This window comes from Flavobacterium rhamnosiphilum (assembly GCF_004349195.1).
GTDB lineage: Bacteria > Bacteroidota > Bacteroidia > Flavobacteriales > Flavobacteriaceae > Flavobacterium > Flavobacterium rhamnosiphilum.
Genome location: NZ_SMLG01000001.1, coordinates 47039 through 68151 on the forward strand (window position 1 = coordinate 47039; position 21113 = coordinate 68151).

A 21113-nucleotide genomic window follows, 5' to 3' on the forward strand; every position below is an offset into this window, starting at 1 on the left:
ATTTATTCCAAATGCATTATGTTTTCTCGGTTTCAAAAAAAAGGAAACGAATTATTTTTTGTAACTTTACTTAAAACATACTGCCATGCTATCAAAAAATATAGAACACGCGCTGAACAATCAGATTCGAATTGAAGCTGAATCATCCCAAACCTATCTTTCTATGGCTTCATGGGCCGAAACTCATGGTTTGGAAGGAATTTCAAAATTTATGTATGCACAATCTGATGAAGAGCGTACACACATGCTTAAGTTGGTGAAATATATAAACGAGCGTGGCGGTCATGCTCGAGTTTCTGAATTGAAAGCACCAAAAACGAGCTATGAAACCTTCAAAGAAATGTTTGAAGAACTGTACAAGCATGAAATTTTTGTTTCTGATTCGATTAACGAATTGGTTCACATTTCCTTTTCTGAAAAAGATTATGCCACACACAACTTTTTACAATGGTACGTAGCCGAACAAATCGAAGAAGAAGCTCAAGCTAAACTTATTTTGGATAAAATAAACCTAATTGGTGATGATAAAGGTGGTTTGTATTTATTTGACAGAGATATTCAACAGCTGACTTTAAACAGTGCTACATCTAAAGGCTCTAAATAGCGAAACACTCTTTAGAATAAATAGTGTAACTTGATTTTAATGCTGCCGAAATTGAGTAAAAAGGATAAAAAGAAGGGAAAGAAAAAGGATAAAAAAAAACTCCTTAAAAACGGATCTGCTAAAGAAAACCTCAAGTCAAAGTGTTGCGAAAAATATAAAAAAGGGGAAGACAAGCGTTGCAAAAATTGCCCTAAGTTTGATTTACGCAAAAAAAAATAGTGGTCAGTGATTAGTCGCAGTCCACACTTTAGTTAAAAAAAACCATCGATGATATCGATGGTTTTTTTGTTTGGTTTTCAGTCACAGTTTACAACATTACAACAACTGCAAACTAAGACCGAAAACCGGGACTGTCCCGATAGCTATCGGGAACTGAATACTATTTCCCTAAAAGCATTACCTCATTGACCACTACTTCGGTAACATAGCGTTTCTCGCCATTTTTATCATCATAACTTCTATGGGTCAATTTCCCTTCAACGGCAATTTCTTTGCCTTTAGTAACATATTTTTCTATGATTTCAGCCGTTTTTCCCCAAGCCACAAGTTTGTGCCATTGGGTTTCTTCTACTTTTTCACCTTTGTCGTTTTTATAGCTTTCATTTGTCGCTAATGTGAAATTGGCTAATTTTTTTCCTCCGTCAAAAGTTTTGATTTCCGGATCATTTCCTACGTGTCCAATTAACTGTACTTTGTTTCTTAATGTGCTCATGGCGTGTAAAATTTAAATGTTAGTGTGTGTAAATTTTTTATTCCTATTTTTTATTGAAATTGAAATTGTTTCGAATCAACATTGCAAAGATGCGGTGACTTCCAAAAAGTATTCGGTTACTAACTGTTTACTTTCGGTTGTAACTATTTGTAAACGTTTGTAAATGGGAAAATTTAATTATATTTGATGGAAATCAACTTCTTATGCAAGCCAAAATAAAAAAAGTAGAATTACGAAATCTAGAATTTGACGACTATAAGCAGTTAAAAAAATCTATGGTGGAATCCTACCCAGAAATGGCAGATTCGTATTGGAAAGAACCCGATATTGAAAGATTACTTGGTCTGTTTTCAGAAGGACAATTAGTAATTTTAGCCGACGGAAAAGTGGTGGGCGCTGCACTATCATTAATTGTAGCCGAAATTTTAGTTGATAAAAATCCTAATTACGCCAGAATAACAGGAAATTATACTTTCTCGACGCACAATCCAAAAGGGGAAATATTGTATGGAATTGATGTGTTTATTCATCCGGATTATAGAGGTTTACGGCTTGGAAGACGATTGTATGATGCCCGAAAAGAATTGTGTGAAAAACTGAATCTGAAAGCTATCGTTTTTGCCGGAAGGATTCCAAATTATAACAAATACGCCCAAGAACTGACTCCGAAAAAGTATATCGAAAAAGTAAAACTAAAAGAATTGCACGACCCCGTTCTTTCCTTTCAGCTGAGCAATGATTTTCACGTGATGAGAATCATGAAAAACTATCTGGCAGGAGACATCGATTCCAAAGAATTTGCTGTATTATTAGAATGGAACAATATTTATTATGACGAAAGTCCACAATTAATAAATACCCAAAAAAGCATCATCAGACTTGGATTAATTCAGTGGCAAATGCGTCCCTTAATAAACTTAGAAGCTTTATTTGAACAAGCTGAATTTTTCATTGATGCCGTATCCGGTTATAAAAGTGATTTTGCCGTTTTTCCGGAGTTGTTTATCGCCCCGCTTATGGCTGATTACAATCATTTAGCTGAACCTGACGCCATTAGAGAGCTTGCCAAATATGCAGATCCCATTCGCAAAAAATTTCAGGAATTTGCCATCTCGTATAATATTAATATCATTTCAGGAAGCATGCCTTATTTAGAAAATGGCACGTTGTACAATGTTGGGTTTCTTTGTAAAAGAGACGGAACCTCTGAAATGTATTATAAGATTCACATCACTCCAAATGAAGTTTTGCATTGGGGAATGAAAGGCGGCTCACAAATTAGAACTTTTGATACTGATTGTGGAAAGATAGGCATCATGATTTGTTATGATGTTGAGTTTCCGGAAATGGCGAGATTAATGGCCGATGAAGAAATGAATATTTTATTTGTACCGTTTTTAACCGATACACAAAGTGGTTATGTAAGGGTAAGACACTGTGCGCAGGCCAGAGCTATAGAAAACGAATGTTATGTGGCCATTGCCGGATGTGTCGGGAATCTTCCGAAAGTAAACAATATGGATATCCAATATGCACAAACCGCACTTTTTACACCTTCGGATTTTGCGTTTCCAAGCACAGGAATAAAAGCGGAAGCAACTACTAATACTGAAATGACTTTGATTGTAGACGTAGATTTGAATTTGCTTAAAGAGCTTCACGAACATGGAAGCGCCAGAATCTTAAAAGATCGCAGAACTGATTTGTACGAAATTAAAAAAATCAATCCATGAATAAAACCTGCTTAGAATGTGGAGAGAAAATTGTAGGCCGCGAGGACAAAAAGTTTTGCAGTGACGGTTGCCGTAATGCCTACAATAATAAAATAAACAAAGACAGCACTAATTTTATGCGCAACATCAACAATAAGTTACGCAAGAATTACCGTATTTTGTCGGAACTTAATGTTGAAGGAAAATCAAAAACCACTCGGGCAAAACTCCTGAACAAAGGTTTCGATTTTGAATTTTTTACCAATATTTTACAAACCAAAACCGGAAATACCTACTATTTCCTGTATGACCAAGGCTATATGCTTTTGGACAATGATTATTATATGCTAGTCAAAAAAGATATTTAAATACCACAACCCCAAACCTATCTAACCAAAAATGAAAAAAGATTATTCCTCAATTTTTGCCAGTTTATTTCTCCTAGGAATTCTAGGGCTGATTTACTTTACCATGATGCCGCATTGGACTTCAGATGAAGAAGGCTCTCTTTCTGAATTTTCGACCAAAAGAGCTTTAACCCAAGTCGAAGCCATTTCAAAACAACCCCATTATGTAGGCTCCAAAGAACATGAAGTGGTTGCTAATTATCTCGTAAAAGAGCTGAACAAGTTAGGACTGAAAACTTCCGTTCAGGAAGGATATACCTTGAGCGATTGGGGAAATTTAGTGCAATCAAAAAACATACTGGCTCGAATAAAAGGAACTTCTAACTCTAAAGCTTTGTTATTGCTTTCCCATTATGATAGCGCGCCACATTCCTACTCCAAAGGGGCAAGTGACGCAGGTTCCGGTGTAGCAACAATCCTGGAGAGTGTTCGTGCTTTTTTATATTCCAAAACCCCTCATAAAAATGACATTATCATTCTGTTTTCAGATGCAGAAGAATTAGGATTAAATGGCGCAGCACTTTTTGTAACCAAACACCATTGGGCAAAAGAAATAGGCTTGGTGCTTAATTTTGAAGCGCGTGGTTCGTCGGGACCCAGTTATATGTTGATGGAAACCAACAAGGGAAATGCCGGATTAGTAAAAGAGTTTGCTGCCGCAAAAACGACTTTTCCAGTTTCAAATTCCTTGATGTACAGCATTTATAAAATGTTACCCAACGACACAGATTTGACCGTTTTCAGAGAACAAGGCAATATTCAAGGGTATAATTTTGCTTTCATCGATGATCATTTTAACTATCATACCGCTCAGGATGACATCAATCATTTGAATAAAAATACGCTTGCGCATCAAGGCATGTATTTAATGCCGTTGTTGAATTATTTCTCAAATGCCGATTTAAATACGACGCAAGCCAGTGAAGATTACGTGTATTTTACCATTCCGTATACTTTTATAAGCTATCCTTTTAGCTGGGTTTTACCAATGGTGGTAATCGCATTGGCACTATTTATTTTCCTGTTGTTTTTAGGAAAAGCCAAACGTATTTTATCATTCCGCGAAATTGGAAGAGGATTTATACCGTTTTTAAGTTCCTTGATCGGTACTGGATTAATTACTTTTTTTGGTTGGAAAGCATTGCTGATTTTGTACCCGCAATACAATGATTTACTCAACGGATTTACCTATAACGGACATGCCTACATTGCGGCATTTGTGCTTCTGGGTTTAGCGATAACGTTAGCATTTTACAACCGTTTTTCTGCCAAGAAAGTGACCATGAACCATTATGTAGCACCATTATTTATTTGGATTGTGATTAATGGAGCCATTGCTTTTAGTTTACAAGGAGCCGGATTCTTGATTATTCCGGTTTATTTTGGATTATTTTTATTTGCTTCATTTATCATTACCCAAAAATCCCGTAAAATATTAAGTCTTGCTTTTAGCATTCCGGCTTTGATAATCGTAGCGCCTTTCATCCAGATGTTCCCTATTGGTTTGGGATTAAAAGTGCTGTTTGGAAGTGCTATTCTTACCGTTTTGGCCTTTGGACTATTGTTGCCTGTTTTTGGGGCTTTCGCCAAAAAGGGAATCTGGTCTTTAGTGTTTTTTGTGCTTGCCATTGGCTTTTTTGCGAAAGCACATTCCGAATCAGGTTACGAATATGGGAAAGCCAAATCAAACAGCTTGTTGTATGTCTACAATGCCGATACGGACAAAGCCAATTGGGCAACGTATGACACCAATCTTGATCCCTGGACCAAAGGCTATTTGGGTGAAAACCCAAAAGAAGCAACCGCTTTGAATGAAACACCATTGTTCAGCAAATACAATTCTGGGTTTACCTATGCTGCCGAAGCTCCTAAAAAAGACATGCTGAAACCAAGTATAGCATTTCTGGAAGACCGAGTGGTTGGTAATCAAAGGTATTTGAAAATAAAAATTTCCCCGAATCGAAACGTCAATCGCTATGATATTTTTGCCAATGAAAAAATGGCTATTCATAATTTCAAAGCAAATGGCGTGACCACATTAGGTCAGAAAAATTCCCTTTACCAACGAAAAGGAAAGAAAATATTGAGTTATTATGTCGTTGGAAACGCACCTTTAGAAATGCAGTTCAGCGTAAATGCCTCAACGGTTTTTGATATGGAACTAATGGAAAGCTCTTTTGATTTATTGACGAACCCTTTATTTGAAATAACAAAAAGAGAAAACTGGATGATGCCAACGCCTTTTGTACTGAATGATGCTGTGGTAATCAAACAAAAAATAAAGCCAAGTCCGGTAGTGGTTGCAAATACTTTGGATGCTGCTATTGCAAATCCTGTTGTAAAAGACAGTTTGAAAAAACTATAATGAAACTAAGTCATCACAAATTGTGATGAGATATTCTTTAAGGTCACAAAATGTGACCTTAAAGAATATTTGTTTAAAATAACTTAAAAAAATATGCGGTCACAAATTGTGACCGCATATAAATTTAACTGAATTGGTTACAAAAAATAAAAATGACAAAAATTAGTATTCTGGGTTGCGGTTGGCTGGGTTTGCCTTTGGCGAAAGCCTTATTGAAAAACGACTGTTTAGTAAATGGCTCGACGACTTCGGAAGAGAAGTTAGCGGTATTGGAAAATGCCGGAATTGCCCCTTTTTTAATTGCACTTTCAGAAAATAAAACTGCTGGAAATCTAACTGGTTTTCTGGAAAATGCTAAAATTTTAATCATCGATGTTCCGCCGAAACTTCGCAGTTCAGAGACAGAAAATTTTGTTTCCAAGATCAGAAATGTGATTCCGTTTATAGAAAAATCGTCTGTTGAAAACGTGCTTTTCATCAGTTCGACATCGGTTTATAATGATGACGAAGCTTTTGTTACTGAAGAAACAATCCCAAAACCAGATACTGAAAGCGGCAAACAATTACTGGAGACCGAACAGCTTTTGCTAAGCAATAGTAATTTCAAAACTACAGTATTGCGTTTTGGCGGTTTAATTGGCGAAGACCGTCATCCTATAAAATTTCTGGCTGGCCGTGAGAATTTGGACAATCCGGATGCACCAATTAATTTAATTCATCAGGAAGATTGCATCGGTATTATTCTAAAAATCATTGCATTGAATGCTTGGAACCAAACTTTTAATGCGGTGACTCCTTACCATCCTTCTCGAGAAATTTATTATACTCAAAAAGCTATGGCTTTGAATTTGGCTTTGCCAAAGTTCAATTATAAAAATAATTCTGGTGGAAAAATAATTCTGAGTGATACGTTAGAAAACGTTTTAAATTATACTTTTACTAAACCAAATTTATAATGTGAGAACTAAAATTAAGAATGCTTTTTCGTCTAAAATTAATGCCATTGGATTACCTATTTTGGCTTTATGCTGGGTCAGTTTTTTTTGGGGAACTACTTGGATTGCTTCAAAAGAGGGCGTAAAACACATGCCGGCGTTACAACTTGCTGCCATTAGACAATTCATTGGCGGATTGCTGTATATTTCCTTTTTCTTGTTCAAAAAAACACCTTGGCCGCAAGGAAAACAATGGAAAACCATTGTTATTTTAAGCATCCTTAATTTTGTATTGAGTAACGGATTAAGCACTTGGGGTGTGAAGTACATCAGCAGCGGACTGGGAGCAATCATAGGAGCTATTGTTCCTTTATGGATTGTAATCATTACTTTTTTTAGAGGAGAACGATTGGCAAGACTAACGGTTATTGGTTTAATTATCAGTTTTGGTGGCGTCTGCGTTATCTTTTATGATCATTTGAGTGATTTTATGATTCCTGATTTTAGATTTGGGATTATACTGTCATTAATCGCAACCTTAACTTGGGCATTTGGCTCGTTATATACGAAGAAAAAAGCAGCCAGTTTTAATCCGTATTTTAGTTTGGGACTGCAAATGTTTATATCCAGTATTTTACTTTTTGCGTACAATGGAGCAACAGGAACTTCGGTTAGTTTGAGTGCTATTCCAGCGATTTCGTGGTGGTCGATTGCCTATTTAGTTATTTTTGGTTCGGTACTTACTTTCATTGCCTTTATCTATGCACTTCAAAATCTTCCTGCTGAAATAAGCAGTATTTATGCGTATATCAACCCAATTATAGCCGTGATTCTAGGCGCTGTGATTTTTGGTGAAGTACTCAATGCAGCCATTGCCATAGGCGGTGGAGTTACGTTGTTTGGATTGTATATGGTGAATTATTCGTTGAGAAAAGGACGGAAATAAATTATTGATAAAATCAAAAAAAGTCCTATCTGACAGTGTCAAATGGAACTTTTTTTATACTTGTCTTTATTCTTACCAGATTCTTACACGCTTTTCAGGTGCAATATACATTCCGTCATTTGCTTTAATATCGAATGCTTTATAGAACGTATCTATATTTTGTAAAGGAACATAAGCACGGTACATTCCTGGAGAATGCGGGTCTGTTTTTACTTGGTTTTTCAAGGCTTCATCACGCATTTTTGAACGCCAGATAGTCGACCAAGAAATGAAGAAACGTTGTTCTGGAGTATATCCGTCGATTAATCCCGGATTTCCGTTTTCTTTCAAATACAATTGTAAACCATCATAAGCAGCATTTACTCCACCTAAATCTCCAATGTTTTCACCAAGAGTAAATTTACCATCTACAAAAGTTCCCGGAATAGGCTGCAAAGCGCTGTATTGAGCCGCAAGTGCTCCCGTTAAAGCAGAGAATTGTTTCAAATCTTCTGCAGTCCACCAGTCTACTAAGTTTCCGTCAGCATTGTAACGTGATCCTGAATCATCAAAACCATGTGAAATTTCATGACCAATAACACCTCCAATTCCGCCATAATTTACGGCTTCATCCGCTTGATAATTGTAAAAAGGCGGTTGTAATATCGCTGCCGGGAATACAATCTCGTTGTTTGAAGGATTGTAATAGGCATTTACCGTTTGTGGAGACATTCCCCATTTATCTTTATCAACCGGTTTGTTCAACTCAGCAATATTCTCATTGAAACGCCATTGAGACATGCTTTTAGCATTGTCAAAATAGGTTCCGCCTTCTTCTGGACTTTTAATCGTCAAGGCTGAATAATCTTTCCATTTATCAGGATAACCAATTTTAATTCTTGATTTATGCAGTTTAGCAAGCGCACTTACCTTTGTCTCTGCAGACATCCAAGACAAATTATTGATTCTGTTTTCGAAAGCTGAAAATATATTTTTGATCATTTTCTCCGCTTTGGCTTTGGCTTCAGCCGGAAATTTTTTCTCTACATATAATTTTCCTAAAGCTTCTCCAACCGCTCCGTTGATGGTTTGAAGTGCTCTTTCGTCACGTGGTCTTTGACTTACTGCACCCGTTAACGTTCTTCCGTAAAACTCCCAATTTGCGTTTTCAATTTCAGTTGACAATTGGCTGGAAGCCCTGTTCAACAAACTCCAACGCATGTAAGCTTTCCAGTCTTCTACTTTATTTTCTTTAAAAATAGTTTCTAAAGCAGTCATGTATTTTGGTTGCGATACAATAACTGTATCTACTTTTGCCAACCCAATTTTTGTGAAATAATTATTCCAGTTGATTGACGGAGTTAATTTACTCAAATCACTCAATGTCATTGGATTGTATGACTTACGACGGTCTCTGCGTTCCACTCTGTCTAATCTTGGTTTAGACATGGCAATTTCAAGAGTCAGGATTTTTTCAGCGTTTATTTTTGCAACTGCAGGTTTATCACCTAGGTATTGCAACATTTTAGCAACGTGTAAAACATATTTAGCACGTTTTTCTTTTGAATCGGCATCCTCAGAAACATAATAATCTCTGTCTGGCAAACCTACGCCTCCAGGGCCTAAATTAATCACGTTTCTACTGCTGTTCTTTGCATCAGTTCCTACGCCGGCACCCATAAATCCAATGCCACCGATAGGTTCCATTTCGATCAATAATGCTTCTAAATCTTTGGCGTTTTTAACCGCGGCTATTTTTTTCAAGTACGGTTTCAAAGGCGCAATACCTAACTTATTTCTTCCAACGGTATCAAGAATAGATTTGTATAAATTAACCGCTTTCCCTTGATCTGTATTCGATTTATAGCTTGGATTTGTTGTAGCTTCTTTTAGAATTGACAAAGCATCAGCGTCAGTTTTTTGACGCAATTCATCAAAACTACCCCAACGGGTTCTATCAGCTGGAATCTCCGTATTATCCAACCAAGTTCCATTTACATAACGAAAGAAATCATTGCTGGGCTTTACGTCCTTATCCATGTAATTAACATTGATTCCCGGTTCTTTAGCAGCCGGAGCATTCTGAGCTTGACTCACCGCAAAACCCATAATTGCAGGAATCACAAAAAGCAATTGCTTATTGCTGGTTTTTTTCATTTTTTTTAGTTTTTTAGTTATCTTAACAAAGCTATTAATAAATTATTTGATTTTTGGTTAAAATCTATTATTTACGAATACATCTCTATTTGACTTCTAAATTTCTAAAAGGTTTAATCAAAACAGACATTAATTTCATATCCTTTATTTCGAAGGAATCTACCCAAAATAAGATTGTGTTAATTTGAATTAAAAACAAATCCCGTTTTCGTATTTTTGCATCAAAATAGCGTTATGTTAGAGTTTTTCAAAAAAAACCGACTCTTTTTCGGGGTCTTCATTGTTCTTTCGGCAATCATTTTATCCTTATTTTATTCGGCTTTAAAGCCAAAAAAAACACTTCCCATTTATAATCCTGCGGATGTAAATCCTGAATTAGTGGACAGCACCATTCAATACAAAAGCAAGTACCATACGATTGCTGATTTTTCGTTTGTCAACCAAAACGGAAAAACCATCACCCAAAAAGATTATGAAGGCAAAATATACGTAGCTGATTTTTTCTTTACCACCTGCGGATCCATTTGTCCAAAGATGACCACCAATTTATCCGATATTCAAAAAGCTTTTGCTAATAATCCAAAGGTGAAATTATTATCACATACCGTTTTTCCGGAGACTGACAGCGTTCCCGTTTTGAAGGCTTACGCCAAAAAACACCATGTTGATGATGCCAAATGGAACTTAGTAACCGGAGACAAAAAAGAAATTTACGCAATGGCCAGAAAATCCTATTTGGCTGTGAAACTGGGAAAACCAAGTGAATTATATGATATGGTTCACACCGAAAATTTTGTTTTGGTAGATTCCAAAAAAAGAGTTCGTGGCTTTTATGACGGCACCAATAAGGAAGATATCAAGCGATTAATCGAAGATATTACTTTTTTGAGCAATGAATAAAGCACTTTTTAAGGTTGTACCAATCGCTTATAATCTGATTGAAAAACCCAGCAAAACAAACGGTTGCCCCATTCTTAAATTTATCCAGAAAAACTACAAAATTGATAATTATCATTTTTTTTAGTTTTATAATATGTACTTTTGCAATCTTAATTCAATCTAAATAAGACTTGCAAACAACGATACATTCTCTAAAAAAAGGTGAAAAGGCCATTATCAAAGATTTTGATATTGACATTGTTCCGTTGAAATTACTGGAAATGGGTTGTTTGCCGGGAAATATGGTTGAACTCCTTCAAATTGCTCCTTTTGGCGATCCTTTATACCTTAATATTAATGGTTCACACGTTGCTATCCGCGTGGAAACAGCCCGTGAGATTGAAGTTGAAATACTAAAAAACAACTTATAATGACCAATCAAAATATCAATGTTGCTTTAATCGGGAATCCTAACACGGGGAAAACTTCCGTTTTTAATCAGTTGACAGGCCTTAATCAACAAGTGGGAAACTACCCTGGAATTACGGTTGAAAAAAAGATTGGTTTTTGCAAATTACCCAATAATGTTAAAGCTAATATTCTGGATTTACCCGGAACGTATAGCCTGAATGCAAGTTCTATTGATGAAAATGTAGTCATTGAATTATTACTGAATAAAAACGATAAATTATATCCGAACGTAGCGCTTGTAGTTACTGACGTTGAAAATTTAAAACGAAATTTACTGCTTTTTACCCAAATAAAAGACCTTGAAATTCCAACAATATTAGTCATCAACATGGCAGATAGAATGAAATTTAAAGGAATTACATTAGACATTCCGTATCTTGAGGAACATTTAAAAACAAAAATCGCACTCATCAGTTCGAGAAAAGGTTTTGGGATTGATGAATTGAAAAAATTGATTGTCAGTTACAAAACTATTTCCAGCGAACCGTGTTTGAATGCGTCCAGTATTGATCCTGAATATTTCGATACGCTTCGCAAAACATTCCCCAACCAACTGTTGTATAAATTATGGTTGGTAATCACGCAAGATGTAAACTTCCTGAATTTAGATCGAAATGAAATCCGAAGTTCGTTTACTAAATCCCACTCGGATTTAAAGCGTTTGCAACAAAAAGAAACCATAAAACGCTATCAATTCATCAATGATGTTTTGAAGGAAGGATTAAAAATAGACACCACTATTGCTAAAGATTTCCGTAGCAAACTGGATCGCGTTCTGACACACAAAGTATGGGGATATGTAATTTTCTTCCTGATTTTGTTTGTTATTTTCCAATCTATTTTCGAATGGTCTAAAATTCCGATGGATTTCATTGATGGCACTTTTGCTACATTAAGCACTCTTGCTGCCGAAGAATTACCGGCAGGAGTTTTAACCAATTTAATTTCACAGGGAATCATTCCTGGAATAGGAGGTATTTTGATATTTATTCCACAAATCGCCTTCCTATTTATGTTTATTTCGATTCTTGAAGAAAGTGGTTACATGAGCCGAGTTGTTTTTCTGATGGATAAAATCATGCGAAAATTTGGTTTATCGGGTAAAAGTGTGGTGCCGCTTATTTCTGGTACCGCCTGTGCTATTCCTGCAATTATGGCCACGAGAAATATCGAAAACTGGAAGGAAAGATTAATCACCATTCTGGTAACACCATTTACAACCTGCTCTGCCAGATTGCCTGTTTATGCCATTATTATTGCACTGGTAATCCCGGATAATCGCGTTTTTGGTTTTCTGAACATGCAAGGAATGACCTTGATGTTGTTGTATCTTTTGGGTTTTGGAATGGCTATTTTTTCAGCTTATATTTTGAATAAAATCCTTAAAATAAAAGGAAAAACATACTTTGTGGTAGAAATGCCGAATTATAAATTACCACTTTTCAAGAACGTAGGAATCAATGTAATCGAAAAAACCAAAGCCTTTATTTTTGGAGCAGGAAAAATCATCTTAGCCATTTCTATCGTATTGTGGTTTTTAGCGTCTTACGGGCCAGGAGAAAAATTCAATAATGCAGAAACAATTGTTACTGAAAAAACAAAAAATAATCCGTTGCCGGAAGCCGAATTTGAGAATGCTGTAGCTTCACAAAAACTGGAGAATTCCTATATCGGGTTAATGGGAAAAGCCATTGAACCTGCTATTTCTCCATTGGGTTATGACTGGAAAATAGGAATTGCCATTATCAGTTCCTTTGCTGCCAGAGAGGTTTTTGTGGGAACATTGGCTACGATTTACAGCGTAGGCGGCAGTGATAACGAAGTAACAATAAAAAATAAAATGGCCGCCGAAATTAATCCGGTTACCGGAGAAAAAATTTTCAATTTTGCTTCAGGAATATCACTATTACTGTTTTATGCTTTTGCTTTGCAATGTGCCAGTACACTCGCCGTTACTAAAAAAGAAACCAATTCATGGAAATGGCCGGCTGGACAATTGATTTTCATGTCCGGATTTGCTTATGTAGTGGCTTTAATTGCCTATCAAATCTTAAAATAAACGATTATGGATATTCAAGAAATAATTGCTTTTATTGCTTTGGGAATTGCCCTTGCTTTTTTGATCAAAAAATTCTTTTTCAAAAAGAGAAAATCAGATAAAAATTGCGGTAGCGGTGATGATTGCGGTTGTAATTAAAAATCCCATTTTTCTGTCTAAAATTGTGCTACTTTAAAACACAACGGGTTAAATTTTCCTTAAAAAGATAAAAAAAATCTTTCTATAATTTAAGAAAATCCCTTTTTTTGACTAAATTTACTATAGCAAAAAACGAGCTTTTAGACTCAAAATCAGTAATTTCCGTTTTTTAACTTTAAAAAAAGGCTTCTGAATTGAACTTGAATCTAAGTTGACTTCTGAACATAATTTCAGCTTTACCCCTGCAAGCAATTGAAATTATAGAACTATTATGAATTGATAATCCGCATCCCGATTAGACAATCATAATTTTTAGTAAAAATCTACTACCTAAGTTATAAATATTTTTAATCTCAATAAAATATTTCAGGTTTTGTAACAGCCCTAATTAGGATTCGTTTTTGGATAGACTTCTTTTAATAATTTGAAGAAAACGAACTTTTAATTTCATCATTATTCTTTTCACTGACTACTTTTTATCAAAAAAAACATATTAAGTAGTTCAATGAAAACTTCTTACAATTATTACGTTGCCATTGATTTCAAACCAGAAATGAACCAATATCAACTAATCATGAAAAAATTTGTTACCATATTGTTATTTATGCTGAACATCACGTTTCTTTTTGCGCAAAAAGAAATCTCGGGTTTTGTACTAGATAATGCTGGTCTTGCGATGTCAGGCGTTAACGTCACCGAAAAAGGAACAAACAACAGCGTTTCCACTGATATCAACGGAGCTTACAAGATTAATGTTAAGGAAGGAGCTACTTTAGTCTTTAGCTACACTGGTTTCTCTAAGCAAGAACACGACACAACCGATTCTATTCTAAATGTTTTCTTATCCGAAGGAGTCGGACAAAATCTTAACGAAGTTGTGGTAACCGGAACAAGAGCCACACCCAGAAGCAATACCACGACTACACTTCCTATTGATGTAGTATCATTTGAAGAACTGACTTCAACAGGACAAGCCACATTTGACAAAGCATTACAGTACAAAATCCCATCTTTTAATACCGTTCAAACTCCTGTAAATGATGCTACTTCATTACTGGACCCATACGAAATTAGAAATATGGGACCCAGCAGGACGTTAGTCCTTATCAACGGAAAAAGAAAAAATTTAAGCTCCTTGCTTTATGTTCAACCGTCACCAGGACGTGGAGAAACAGGTGCCGATATTTCTGCAATACCAATAGATGCCATAGAAAGAGTGGAAATTCTTCGTGATGGCGCATCGGCTCAATATGGTTCAGATGCAATAGCCGGGGTAATCAATATTATCTTAAAAAAAAGAACCGATGATGGTTCCGTAACTGTAAGAACCGGTATTACGGCTGAAGGTGATGGCGAAATGCTAGGCGTGAGTTTGAACAATGGATCTACTGTAGGCGAAAAAAGTTTTGTAAATTACACCTTAGATTTTTCAAAAGTAAACTTGGCCAACAGACCCGGAAAAGTAGATGCTGATGGAGATTTTGCCAGTTTCGGCGGCACTATTTCTGACATTAACACCTTGGCAGATATTAAATCTTTTCTTGCAAAATATCCAGATGCTCAAAACATCAATGGATCTCCAGAAACTGCTTCCGTAAAATTCTTGGTAAACGGCGGATTTATTTTATCAGATGAAACACAATTGTATTATAATGTCGCTTATGTCTATAAAAAAGTAAATTCTTTTGCCAATTACAGAACACCCTATTGGGACTATGGAGGAGACATTACTTTAAACGATCTTCCCTACTTATTAGACTTCTTTGGAGACGGAACGGTTGCTTCTTACAAAGGGTATCACCCTACATTTACTGGAGATTTGAACGATTACCATGCTACCTTGGGTTATAAATCTATAAAGAATGGATGGAATACCGATGCCAGTATAACTGTTGGTGGTAATAAGCAAACCTATACCATAGAAAACTCTCATAATAGATCCCCTATTCAAGATCCTAATAAGATTAATATATATCGAGAGAACAGTCCCATATTTTTTAAACCGGGAGGAGCTTCGTTTAACCATATTGTGGGTAACTTGGATATTTCTAAAGTATTATCTGATAAAATAAGTATTGGTTTTGGTTCTGAGGTTAGAACAGAAACTTTTGAAGTGATTGCAGGAGACAAAGCATCTTGGGATGGATTTGGTGCGGACTCATTTGCTGGTAACAGACCCGAGGATTCAGGCAAATGGAATCGTTATAACTTAGGCGGATACTTCGATTTAGCGTATGATTTTACTAAAAATTTCTTAGTAAACGGTACGGTTCGTTATGAAAATTATAGCGATTTTGGGGGAGCAACGGTTTGGAAATTAAGTTCCAGATATAAATTCTCGAATGATAAAATTACGATAAGAGGATCCGTTTCCTCTGGATTCAGAGCGCCAACATTACACCAAATTTATACTCAAAAATCACAATATTCATTTGTACCAGACCAAGGGGTTCGAGTTAGTGGAATTATAAACAATGTTTCCCCACAAGCACGCCAATTAGGCATTCCTCAATTAGACGCTGAAAAATCAACCAACATAACTGTAGGAATAGGAGCCAACCCTTTAAAAAACTTAAATTTCACTATAGATTATTATAACATTAAAGTAAAAGACCGGATTATTTTGGGGGATCAAGTAGTAACCTCATTCGGTACCGTTTCCTGGTTTGAAAATTCATTCGATTCGAGGACTTCAGGTTTGGATGTAGTGATGAATTACGGTGCTGTAGCATTAGGAACCGGAGAATTAGGATTCAATTTATCCGGAAACGTAACTTTTGAAAATAAAAGAATTTCACTGGTTGCAAGTGATAATTTTGGAGCAAGATTTAACGCTTTAATGTTTACATCAAGACCTGAAACAAAATGGATTTTGGACGCAAATTACAAAATTAGAAAATTTGACTTATCGCTTAACAACACCTACTTTGGAAAAACAACATTCAAACAAGATGGTTTAGATTCAGACTTAAGAACTGAGTTTACACCAAAAATAGTTACCGATTTAGGAATTAATTACGCTGCAACGGATAAATTAACCGTAACTCTTAATGTGAACAATTTATTAAATGTATTGCCGGAATGGAAATTTAAAGCTGAGAACGCAGCTGGAGCCGCCATTTTAAATGATCCGACTCAAGTAAAATCACAATTTAACTTGATTACATTCAATGGCCGTTATTCACAAATGACATACGGAGGATATCACTTTAGCCAATTAGGGACCTTGTTTAGTTTATCATTAATCTATAAATTCTAATATCAGAATTATTTAAAAAATACGATAGAATCAATTATTTCAATCAGGAAAGAACTTCTTTAAAAACAAAATAGATGGTACGTAAAGAGCACATATTTTTTTGGATAGTCATTATTATTTTAATGGGAGGAAATCCAATGTCAGCCCAAGAGGGCACCGGGGAGAAGGAATATGCGCTAAAAGCTGATTTTCTGTATCGTTTTGTAGATTATGTTTATTGGAAAAATTATTCTAAAAAACAAACTTTCAAGATCGCTATTCTGGAAGAAAGCCCAATTACCACTTCATTACTTACTATTACTAAAAACAAAAAAATTGAAGTAAAGGAATATAAAAATTTGAACGAATTAGGTTTTTGCAATATTCTGTTTGTTCCTTACAACTGTACCATACCAATTGAAACCATTCTTTCTAAACTTTCCGGTAAACCGGTACTGATTGTGACAGAGCAAAATGGTTATGGAAAAAAAGGGGCACATATGAATTTTGTTACAGTCGACAATAAATTAAAATTTGAAGTAAATCTCAAAGCAATAAATAAAGCAGGAATAGGAATCAGTTCCTTCTTGCTGCAACATGCAATTATTGTGCAATAATAGTATCAAATTACAAATTTAGATCGTTCCATTTGTGCGTGAATTTGAATGGAAAAAGGAAGATGTAAGAGAAAAACAGTTGCGGAGCATTTGGTTTGCAGAGTATTATTTTTTAGTATCGAAAAAACAACAAATACATGATAAATCTACGTAACATATCCATTAAAAACAAGCTCGTGCTCATGCAGGTTTTCACCTCTGCGTTTGTATTAGGGCTATGTATTACCGCTTTTGTGCTAATAGACATCAAAGGATTCAAAGACCGAAAAGTGATTAGTTCAATAGCCATTGCACAAGTGGTAGGCTTTAATAATGTTTCTGCACTTGAATTTTTGGACAATGCTGCCGCCAATAAAATTCTATCAGAATTAAACGTGCAAAACGATATTTTGAATGCAAATATATTGGACAAAAAAGGTACCGTTTTTGCATCCTATACAAAACCGGGCTCTGATCCTAAATATCGATTTGCTATTCCCACCATGAATGAAAAAAGCTTCCTGTTTACCAATGAAAATCTTTTTGTTTACAGCAAAATTAAGAAAGACGATAAAACAATAGGATTAGTTTGCATCCGATTTGAACTATCGGAATTGAATAAAATAAAAATGGACGTTTTGCGTCTGGGAATAGCATTACTGGTTGTCGGAATCGGACTCGCATTTCTAATTGCGATGATTATCAAAAAATACATCTCAAAACCCTTGTTGAACCTGGTAACAGGGATACAACAGATAAAAGACACCGGCGATTACAAAATCCGCATGGCTGTTGAAGGAAAAGATGAAATCAGTATCCTCTCCTTGGGGCTTAATGATATGCTTTCAACTATTGAAAAAAGAGACAATGAAGTGGCGCAATCTAAAGAACAATTGAATGAACAAAACACCCTTTTACAATCTGTTATACAAAACATGGGTGACGGGTTGATCGTAGTTGATGAGAACAGAAAATTCATTTTTTGGAATCCTGCCGGTGAAAGAATAATTGGAATTGGGCCCATGGATATTCCTCAAGAGAGATGGGCTCAAACCTATGGCTTCTTTCTGCCCGATACCAAAACAATTTTTGACACTAATGAATTCCCCTTAGTAAAAGCATTAAATGGTGAAGAGGTGGATAATATGGAAATATTTATCCAAAATTATAAAAAACCCGAAGGTCTTTTTGTTATTGTAACTGCCAGACCGTTAAAAAGCCCCTCTGGGGAGATAACCGGTGGAGTTCTAGTTATTCACGACATTACGGAACTAAAAAATTCGGAAAACGAGATACGAAAACTAAATGAAGGACTGGAACAAAAAGTAACAGAACGCACCGCCCAATTAGCAGAAGCGAGTGAAACCCTTCGTAAAAGCGAAGAAAAATATCGTGAAATAGTGGAGAATATCGGCGATGTAGTCCATACTTCTGATTACAAAGGTTATTTTACCTATATCAATCCTGCGTGTAAAAAACTGACGGGTTACACGCCAGATGAACTCATAGGGAAACATTTTTCAGAACTTGTAGCTCCGGAATGGAAAGACCGTGTGGCTGAATTCTATTTGAATCAATTTAAAAATAAAATAGATGAATCCTTGTTTTCATTTCCTATCATTACCAAATCCGGAGAACAAAAATGGGTGGAGCAAACGGTAATGCAGTTACGAGAAGGAAATAGGATAACTGGGCATAAATCTATTCTGAGAGACGTTACAGAACGGAAAGCAGCCGAACAAAAATTAAAAGAAAGCGAAGGTCAATTGCAAACCATCTTTAATGAGGCACCAGATGCCCTAATTGTAATAAATGATGAGGGAATCATTATTAGATGGAATCCACAAGCCGAAAAAATATTCGGATGGTCATTAGGGGAAGTCATAGGAAAATCGATGCGGGATTTAATCATTCCTGAGCAACATAGAGAGGCCCATACTAAAGGTTTCCAAAATTTCCTTCTAACAGCTGAAGGGCCTATTATCAATAAAACAATAGAAATCACGGCTCTTAACAAAAAAAACATCGAATTTGAGATTGAGTTAACAGTCTCTCCAGCCACTATTTTAGGAAAATATATCTTCATTGCTTTTATCAAAGACATATCGTTGACAAAAAAAATGGAAAATGAAAAAATAGAAGCCGATAAATTAGTGCGTCTTAACGAGCTAAAATTGAAATTAATTCTGGAGAATATTGGCGAAGGAATTATTGTAACTGACAGCCAGAAAAGAATTGTTTTATCCAATCGCATGGCAGAAGAAATTATAGGAATAAAACAAGATTCCGAAATGCCAACCACTCTGGATTGGTCAACTAAATATGAATTATATTATCCTGACGAAGTAACCGTTTTTCCTGCCCAGAACCTTCCGTTAGAAAAAGCATTAAAAGGCGAATCAACGGATGACGTTGAAATAATAATTGAAGATAACGAAACTAAAACCAAAAAACGGGTTGTCATTAGCGGCAGACCAATAATCGATGAAAACAACTATGTTATTGCCGCCGTTGCAAATATAAAAGACATTACCTATTACAAAGAACTTGAAGTCGCTTTGGAAGAAAGTGAACAGAAATATCGAAAATTAATTGGATTTAAAAAGGGATAAAAAATAGCATTTACTGTACTGTTTTTTTAAACTTAAATGAACTTATATTCCTTATATGTTAAGAAATTTAAACCATATAAGGAATATAAATTCATTTAAGAAAGTGCAATCATTCGCAGTTGTCACAAGGTTTATTTTATATACCCGATTTTTACATAATAGTTTTTCGGATTGATTTTGCCCCCTTCTTTTGGATAAGGTAAAACACTAAAGCTTTTTATCTTTTTTTGTTTTTCTGGCAAATATTTAGAAAACCACTGCTTATTTTCTTCTTCGTTTTTCATCGAAAAAACCATCGTGTGGTCCTCAACTAATTTTGAATCTTTGTAAGCAGAAATTATAGCCGAAGCTTCTCCCGCCCAGACACAAGTCACACCCTCCGGGCAACGGGAATCAGAAACGACTTCTTTTAAAACCAAATTAAATCCCTTTTTCTTAAGACACTTTTTTTGGGTTATCTTTAGGGATTGAACATTTTCTGTTTTGGCATTTTGTGCGAAAGTTATCGAACCAAGAATCAAAAAAAACAATAGCAATGACTTTTTCATGTTCTTTATTTTTTAAACAGTTTATCCAAAAATATCGCAAAAATCACTATGTCAATTTTACAAAAAGGTTGCTGGCAATTTTATTTGAAATGGTTAAATCTTTGCTGTCTACTTTTATTTTCAAAGACAAATCGAAACTTTCCTTTCCTATGATTTCAATTTTAGAACCCAGTGCGATTCCCTGTTTGTCCAAATATTTTAGAAACTCTGATGAGGTATCTTTAACGCCAACACATATTCCTGCTTGATTTTCCTGTAATTCCGAGAGCAATTGTTTTTCGATTTTAACGATTTGCCCATTTGCATCAGGAATAGGATCTCCATGTGGATCTTCGGTGGGATTCCCTAAAAAATCATCTAGTTTGTTGATGAGTTTTTCTGATTTAATATGCTCTAATTGTTCCGCAATATCATGGACCTCATCCCAGGAAAAATCTAGCTTATCTACTAAAAAAACTTCCCAAAGACGGTGTTTTCTCACGATCATTTTTGCCGCTATTTTACCGTGCTCTGTCAAAGAAACACCTTGGTATTTTTTATAATTAACCAAGTCTTTTTCGGCTAATTTCTTAAGCATATCAGTCACTGAAGAAGCTTTGGTTTCCATTTTTTCGGCAATGGCATTGGTGCTTATTTCTGAATCTGAAATAATGGTAAGATGGTATATGGTTTTAAGATAATTTTCTTCTGAAAATGTCATTTTTTTTATTTTTTTAGCCCTGATAGAAGCGGTATCCTTTTCCTGCTTTTTTAAG

Annotated in this window: 18 protein-coding genes; 14 read left to right on the forward strand and 4 right to left on the reverse strand. The window is 35.4% G+C overall.

The genetic code is table 11. From position 1 onward, the window contains the following. Positions 1–85 precede the first annotated feature (85 nt). The gene (locus tag E0I26_RS00200; RefSeq protein ID WP_131914494.1) at positions 86–604 is read left to right on the forward strand and encodes a ferritin; all 519 of its coding nucleotides are present in this window, start codon (positions 86–88) and stop codon (positions 602–604) included. Between the two features lie 51 nt (positions 605–655). After that, positions 656–823 carry a hypothetical protein gene (locus tag E0I26_RS00205; protein WP_235831690.1) on the forward strand — a complete coding sequence of 56 codons (168 nt, stop codon included), beginning with the start codon at positions 656–658 and terminating at the stop codon, positions 821–823. 160 nt (positions 824–983) lie between these two features. On the opposite strand, the gene E0I26_RS00210 is transcribed toward E0I26_RS00205, so the two are convergent. Continuing rightward, positions 984–1316, reverse strand: coding sequence for a single-stranded DNA-binding protein (locus tag E0I26_RS00210; RefSeq protein WP_131914496.1), 333 nt, complete (start codon positions 1314–1316; stop codon positions 984–986). Between the two features lie 203 nt (positions 1317–1519). On the opposite strand from E0I26_RS00210, the gene E0I26_RS00215 reads away from it, so the two are divergent. The 5 genes from E0I26_RS00215 to E0I26_RS00235 all read left to right on the forward strand — a co-directional run bounded on the left by E0I26_RS00215 (position 1520) and on the right by E0I26_RS00235 (position 7681). Next, positions 1520–3049 (forward strand): carbon-nitrogen hydrolase family protein, encoded by a 1530-nt coding sequence (locus E0I26_RS00215; RefSeq protein ID WP_131914497.1) that lies wholly within the window; start codon positions 1520–1522, stop codon positions 3047–3049. After that, positions 3046–3396 carry a hypothetical protein gene (locus E0I26_RS00220; RefSeq protein WP_131914498.1) on the forward strand — a complete coding sequence of 117 codons (351 nt, stop codon included), beginning with the start codon at positions 3046–3048 and terminating at the stop codon, positions 3394–3396. The genes E0I26_RS00215 and E0I26_RS00220 overlap by 4 nt, the downstream gene beginning before the upstream one ends. Positions 3397–3499: 103 nt before the next feature. After that, on the forward strand, positions 3500–5800 hold the full coding sequence (locus E0I26_RS00225; RefSeq protein ID WP_131915125.1) for a M28 family peptidase: 2301 nt from the start codon (positions 3500–3502) through the stop codon (positions 5798–5800). 152 nt (positions 5801–5952) lie between these two features. Next, positions 5953–6756, forward strand: coding sequence for a Rossmann-fold NAD(P)-binding domain-containing protein (locus tag E0I26_RS00230; protein WP_131914499.1), 804 nt, complete (start codon positions 5953–5955; stop codon positions 6754–6756). 1 nt (position 6757) lies between these two features. Beyond that, positions 6758–7681: a DMT family transporter gene (locus E0I26_RS00235; RefSeq protein WP_131914500.1), complete on the forward strand. Its 924-nt coding sequence runs from the start codon at positions 6758–6760 to the stop codon at positions 7679–7681. A gap of 72 nt (positions 7682–7753) precedes the next feature. On the opposite strand, the gene E0I26_RS00240 is transcribed toward E0I26_RS00235, so the two are convergent. Then, complete coding sequence (locus tag E0I26_RS00240; protein ID WP_131914501.1) at positions 7754–9817, reverse strand: M13 family metallopeptidase; 2064 nt, start codon at positions 9815–9817, stop codon at positions 7754–7756. 234 nt (positions 9818–10051) lie between these two features. Between E0I26_RS00240 and E0I26_RS00245 the strand changes: the two genes are divergently transcribed. The 7 genes from E0I26_RS00245 to E0I26_RS00275 all read left to right on the forward strand — a co-directional run bounded on the left by E0I26_RS00245 (position 10052) and on the right by E0I26_RS00275 (position 19810). After that, positions 10052–10717, forward strand: coding sequence for an SCO family protein (locus E0I26_RS00245; RefSeq protein ID WP_131914502.1), 666 nt, complete (start codon positions 10052–10054; stop codon positions 10715–10717). 170 nt (positions 10718–10887) lie between these two features. Beyond that, on the forward strand, positions 10888–11127 hold the full coding sequence (locus tag E0I26_RS00250) for a FeoA family protein (protein WP_121343194.1): 240 nt from the start codon (positions 10888–10890) through the stop codon (positions 11125–11127). Beyond that, the gene (gene feoB, locus E0I26_RS00255) at positions 11127–13226 is read left to right on the forward strand and encodes a ferrous iron transport protein B (protein WP_131914503.1); all 2100 of its coding nucleotides are present in this window, start codon (positions 11127–11129) and stop codon (positions 13224–13226) included. The genes E0I26_RS00250 and feoB overlap by 1 nt, the downstream gene beginning before the upstream one ends. Positions 13227–13232: 6 nt before the next feature. After that, the gene (locus E0I26_RS00260; RefSeq protein WP_131914504.1) at positions 13233–13364 is read left to right on the forward strand and encodes a FeoB-associated Cys-rich membrane protein; all 132 of its coding nucleotides are present in this window, start codon (positions 13233–13235) and stop codon (positions 13362–13364) included. A gap of 574 nt (positions 13365–13938) precedes the next feature. Then, on the forward strand, positions 13939–16623 hold the full coding sequence (locus E0I26_RS00265) for a TonB-dependent receptor (RefSeq protein ID WP_131915126.1): 2685 nt from the start codon (positions 13939–13941) through the stop codon (positions 16621–16623). A 74-nt stretch (positions 16624–16697) separates the two neighbouring features. After that, complete coding sequence (locus tag E0I26_RS00270; protein ID WP_131914505.1) at positions 16698–17219, forward strand: YfiR family protein; 522 nt, start codon at positions 16698–16700, stop codon at positions 17217–17219. Positions 17220–17401: 182 nt separating this feature from the next. Next, positions 17402–19810 (forward strand): PAS domain S-box protein, encoded by a 2409-nt coding sequence (locus E0I26_RS00275; RefSeq protein ID WP_165929383.1) that lies wholly within the window; start codon positions 17402–17404, stop codon positions 19808–19810. A gap of 131 nt (positions 19811–19941) precedes the next feature. Here E0I26_RS00275 and E0I26_RS00280 read toward each other — a convergent pair whose 3' ends face one another. Then, on the reverse strand, positions 19942–20358 hold the full coding sequence (locus E0I26_RS00280) for a hypothetical protein (protein WP_131914507.1): 417 nt from the start codon (positions 20356–20358) through the stop codon (positions 19942–19944). Between the two features lie 46 nt (positions 20359–20404). Next, the gene (locus tag E0I26_RS00285) at positions 20405–21058 is read right to left on the reverse strand and encodes a metal-dependent transcriptional regulator (RefSeq protein WP_131914508.1); all 654 of its coding nucleotides are present in this window, start codon (positions 21056–21058) and stop codon (positions 20405–20407) included. Positions 21059–21113 lie beyond the last annotated feature (55 nt).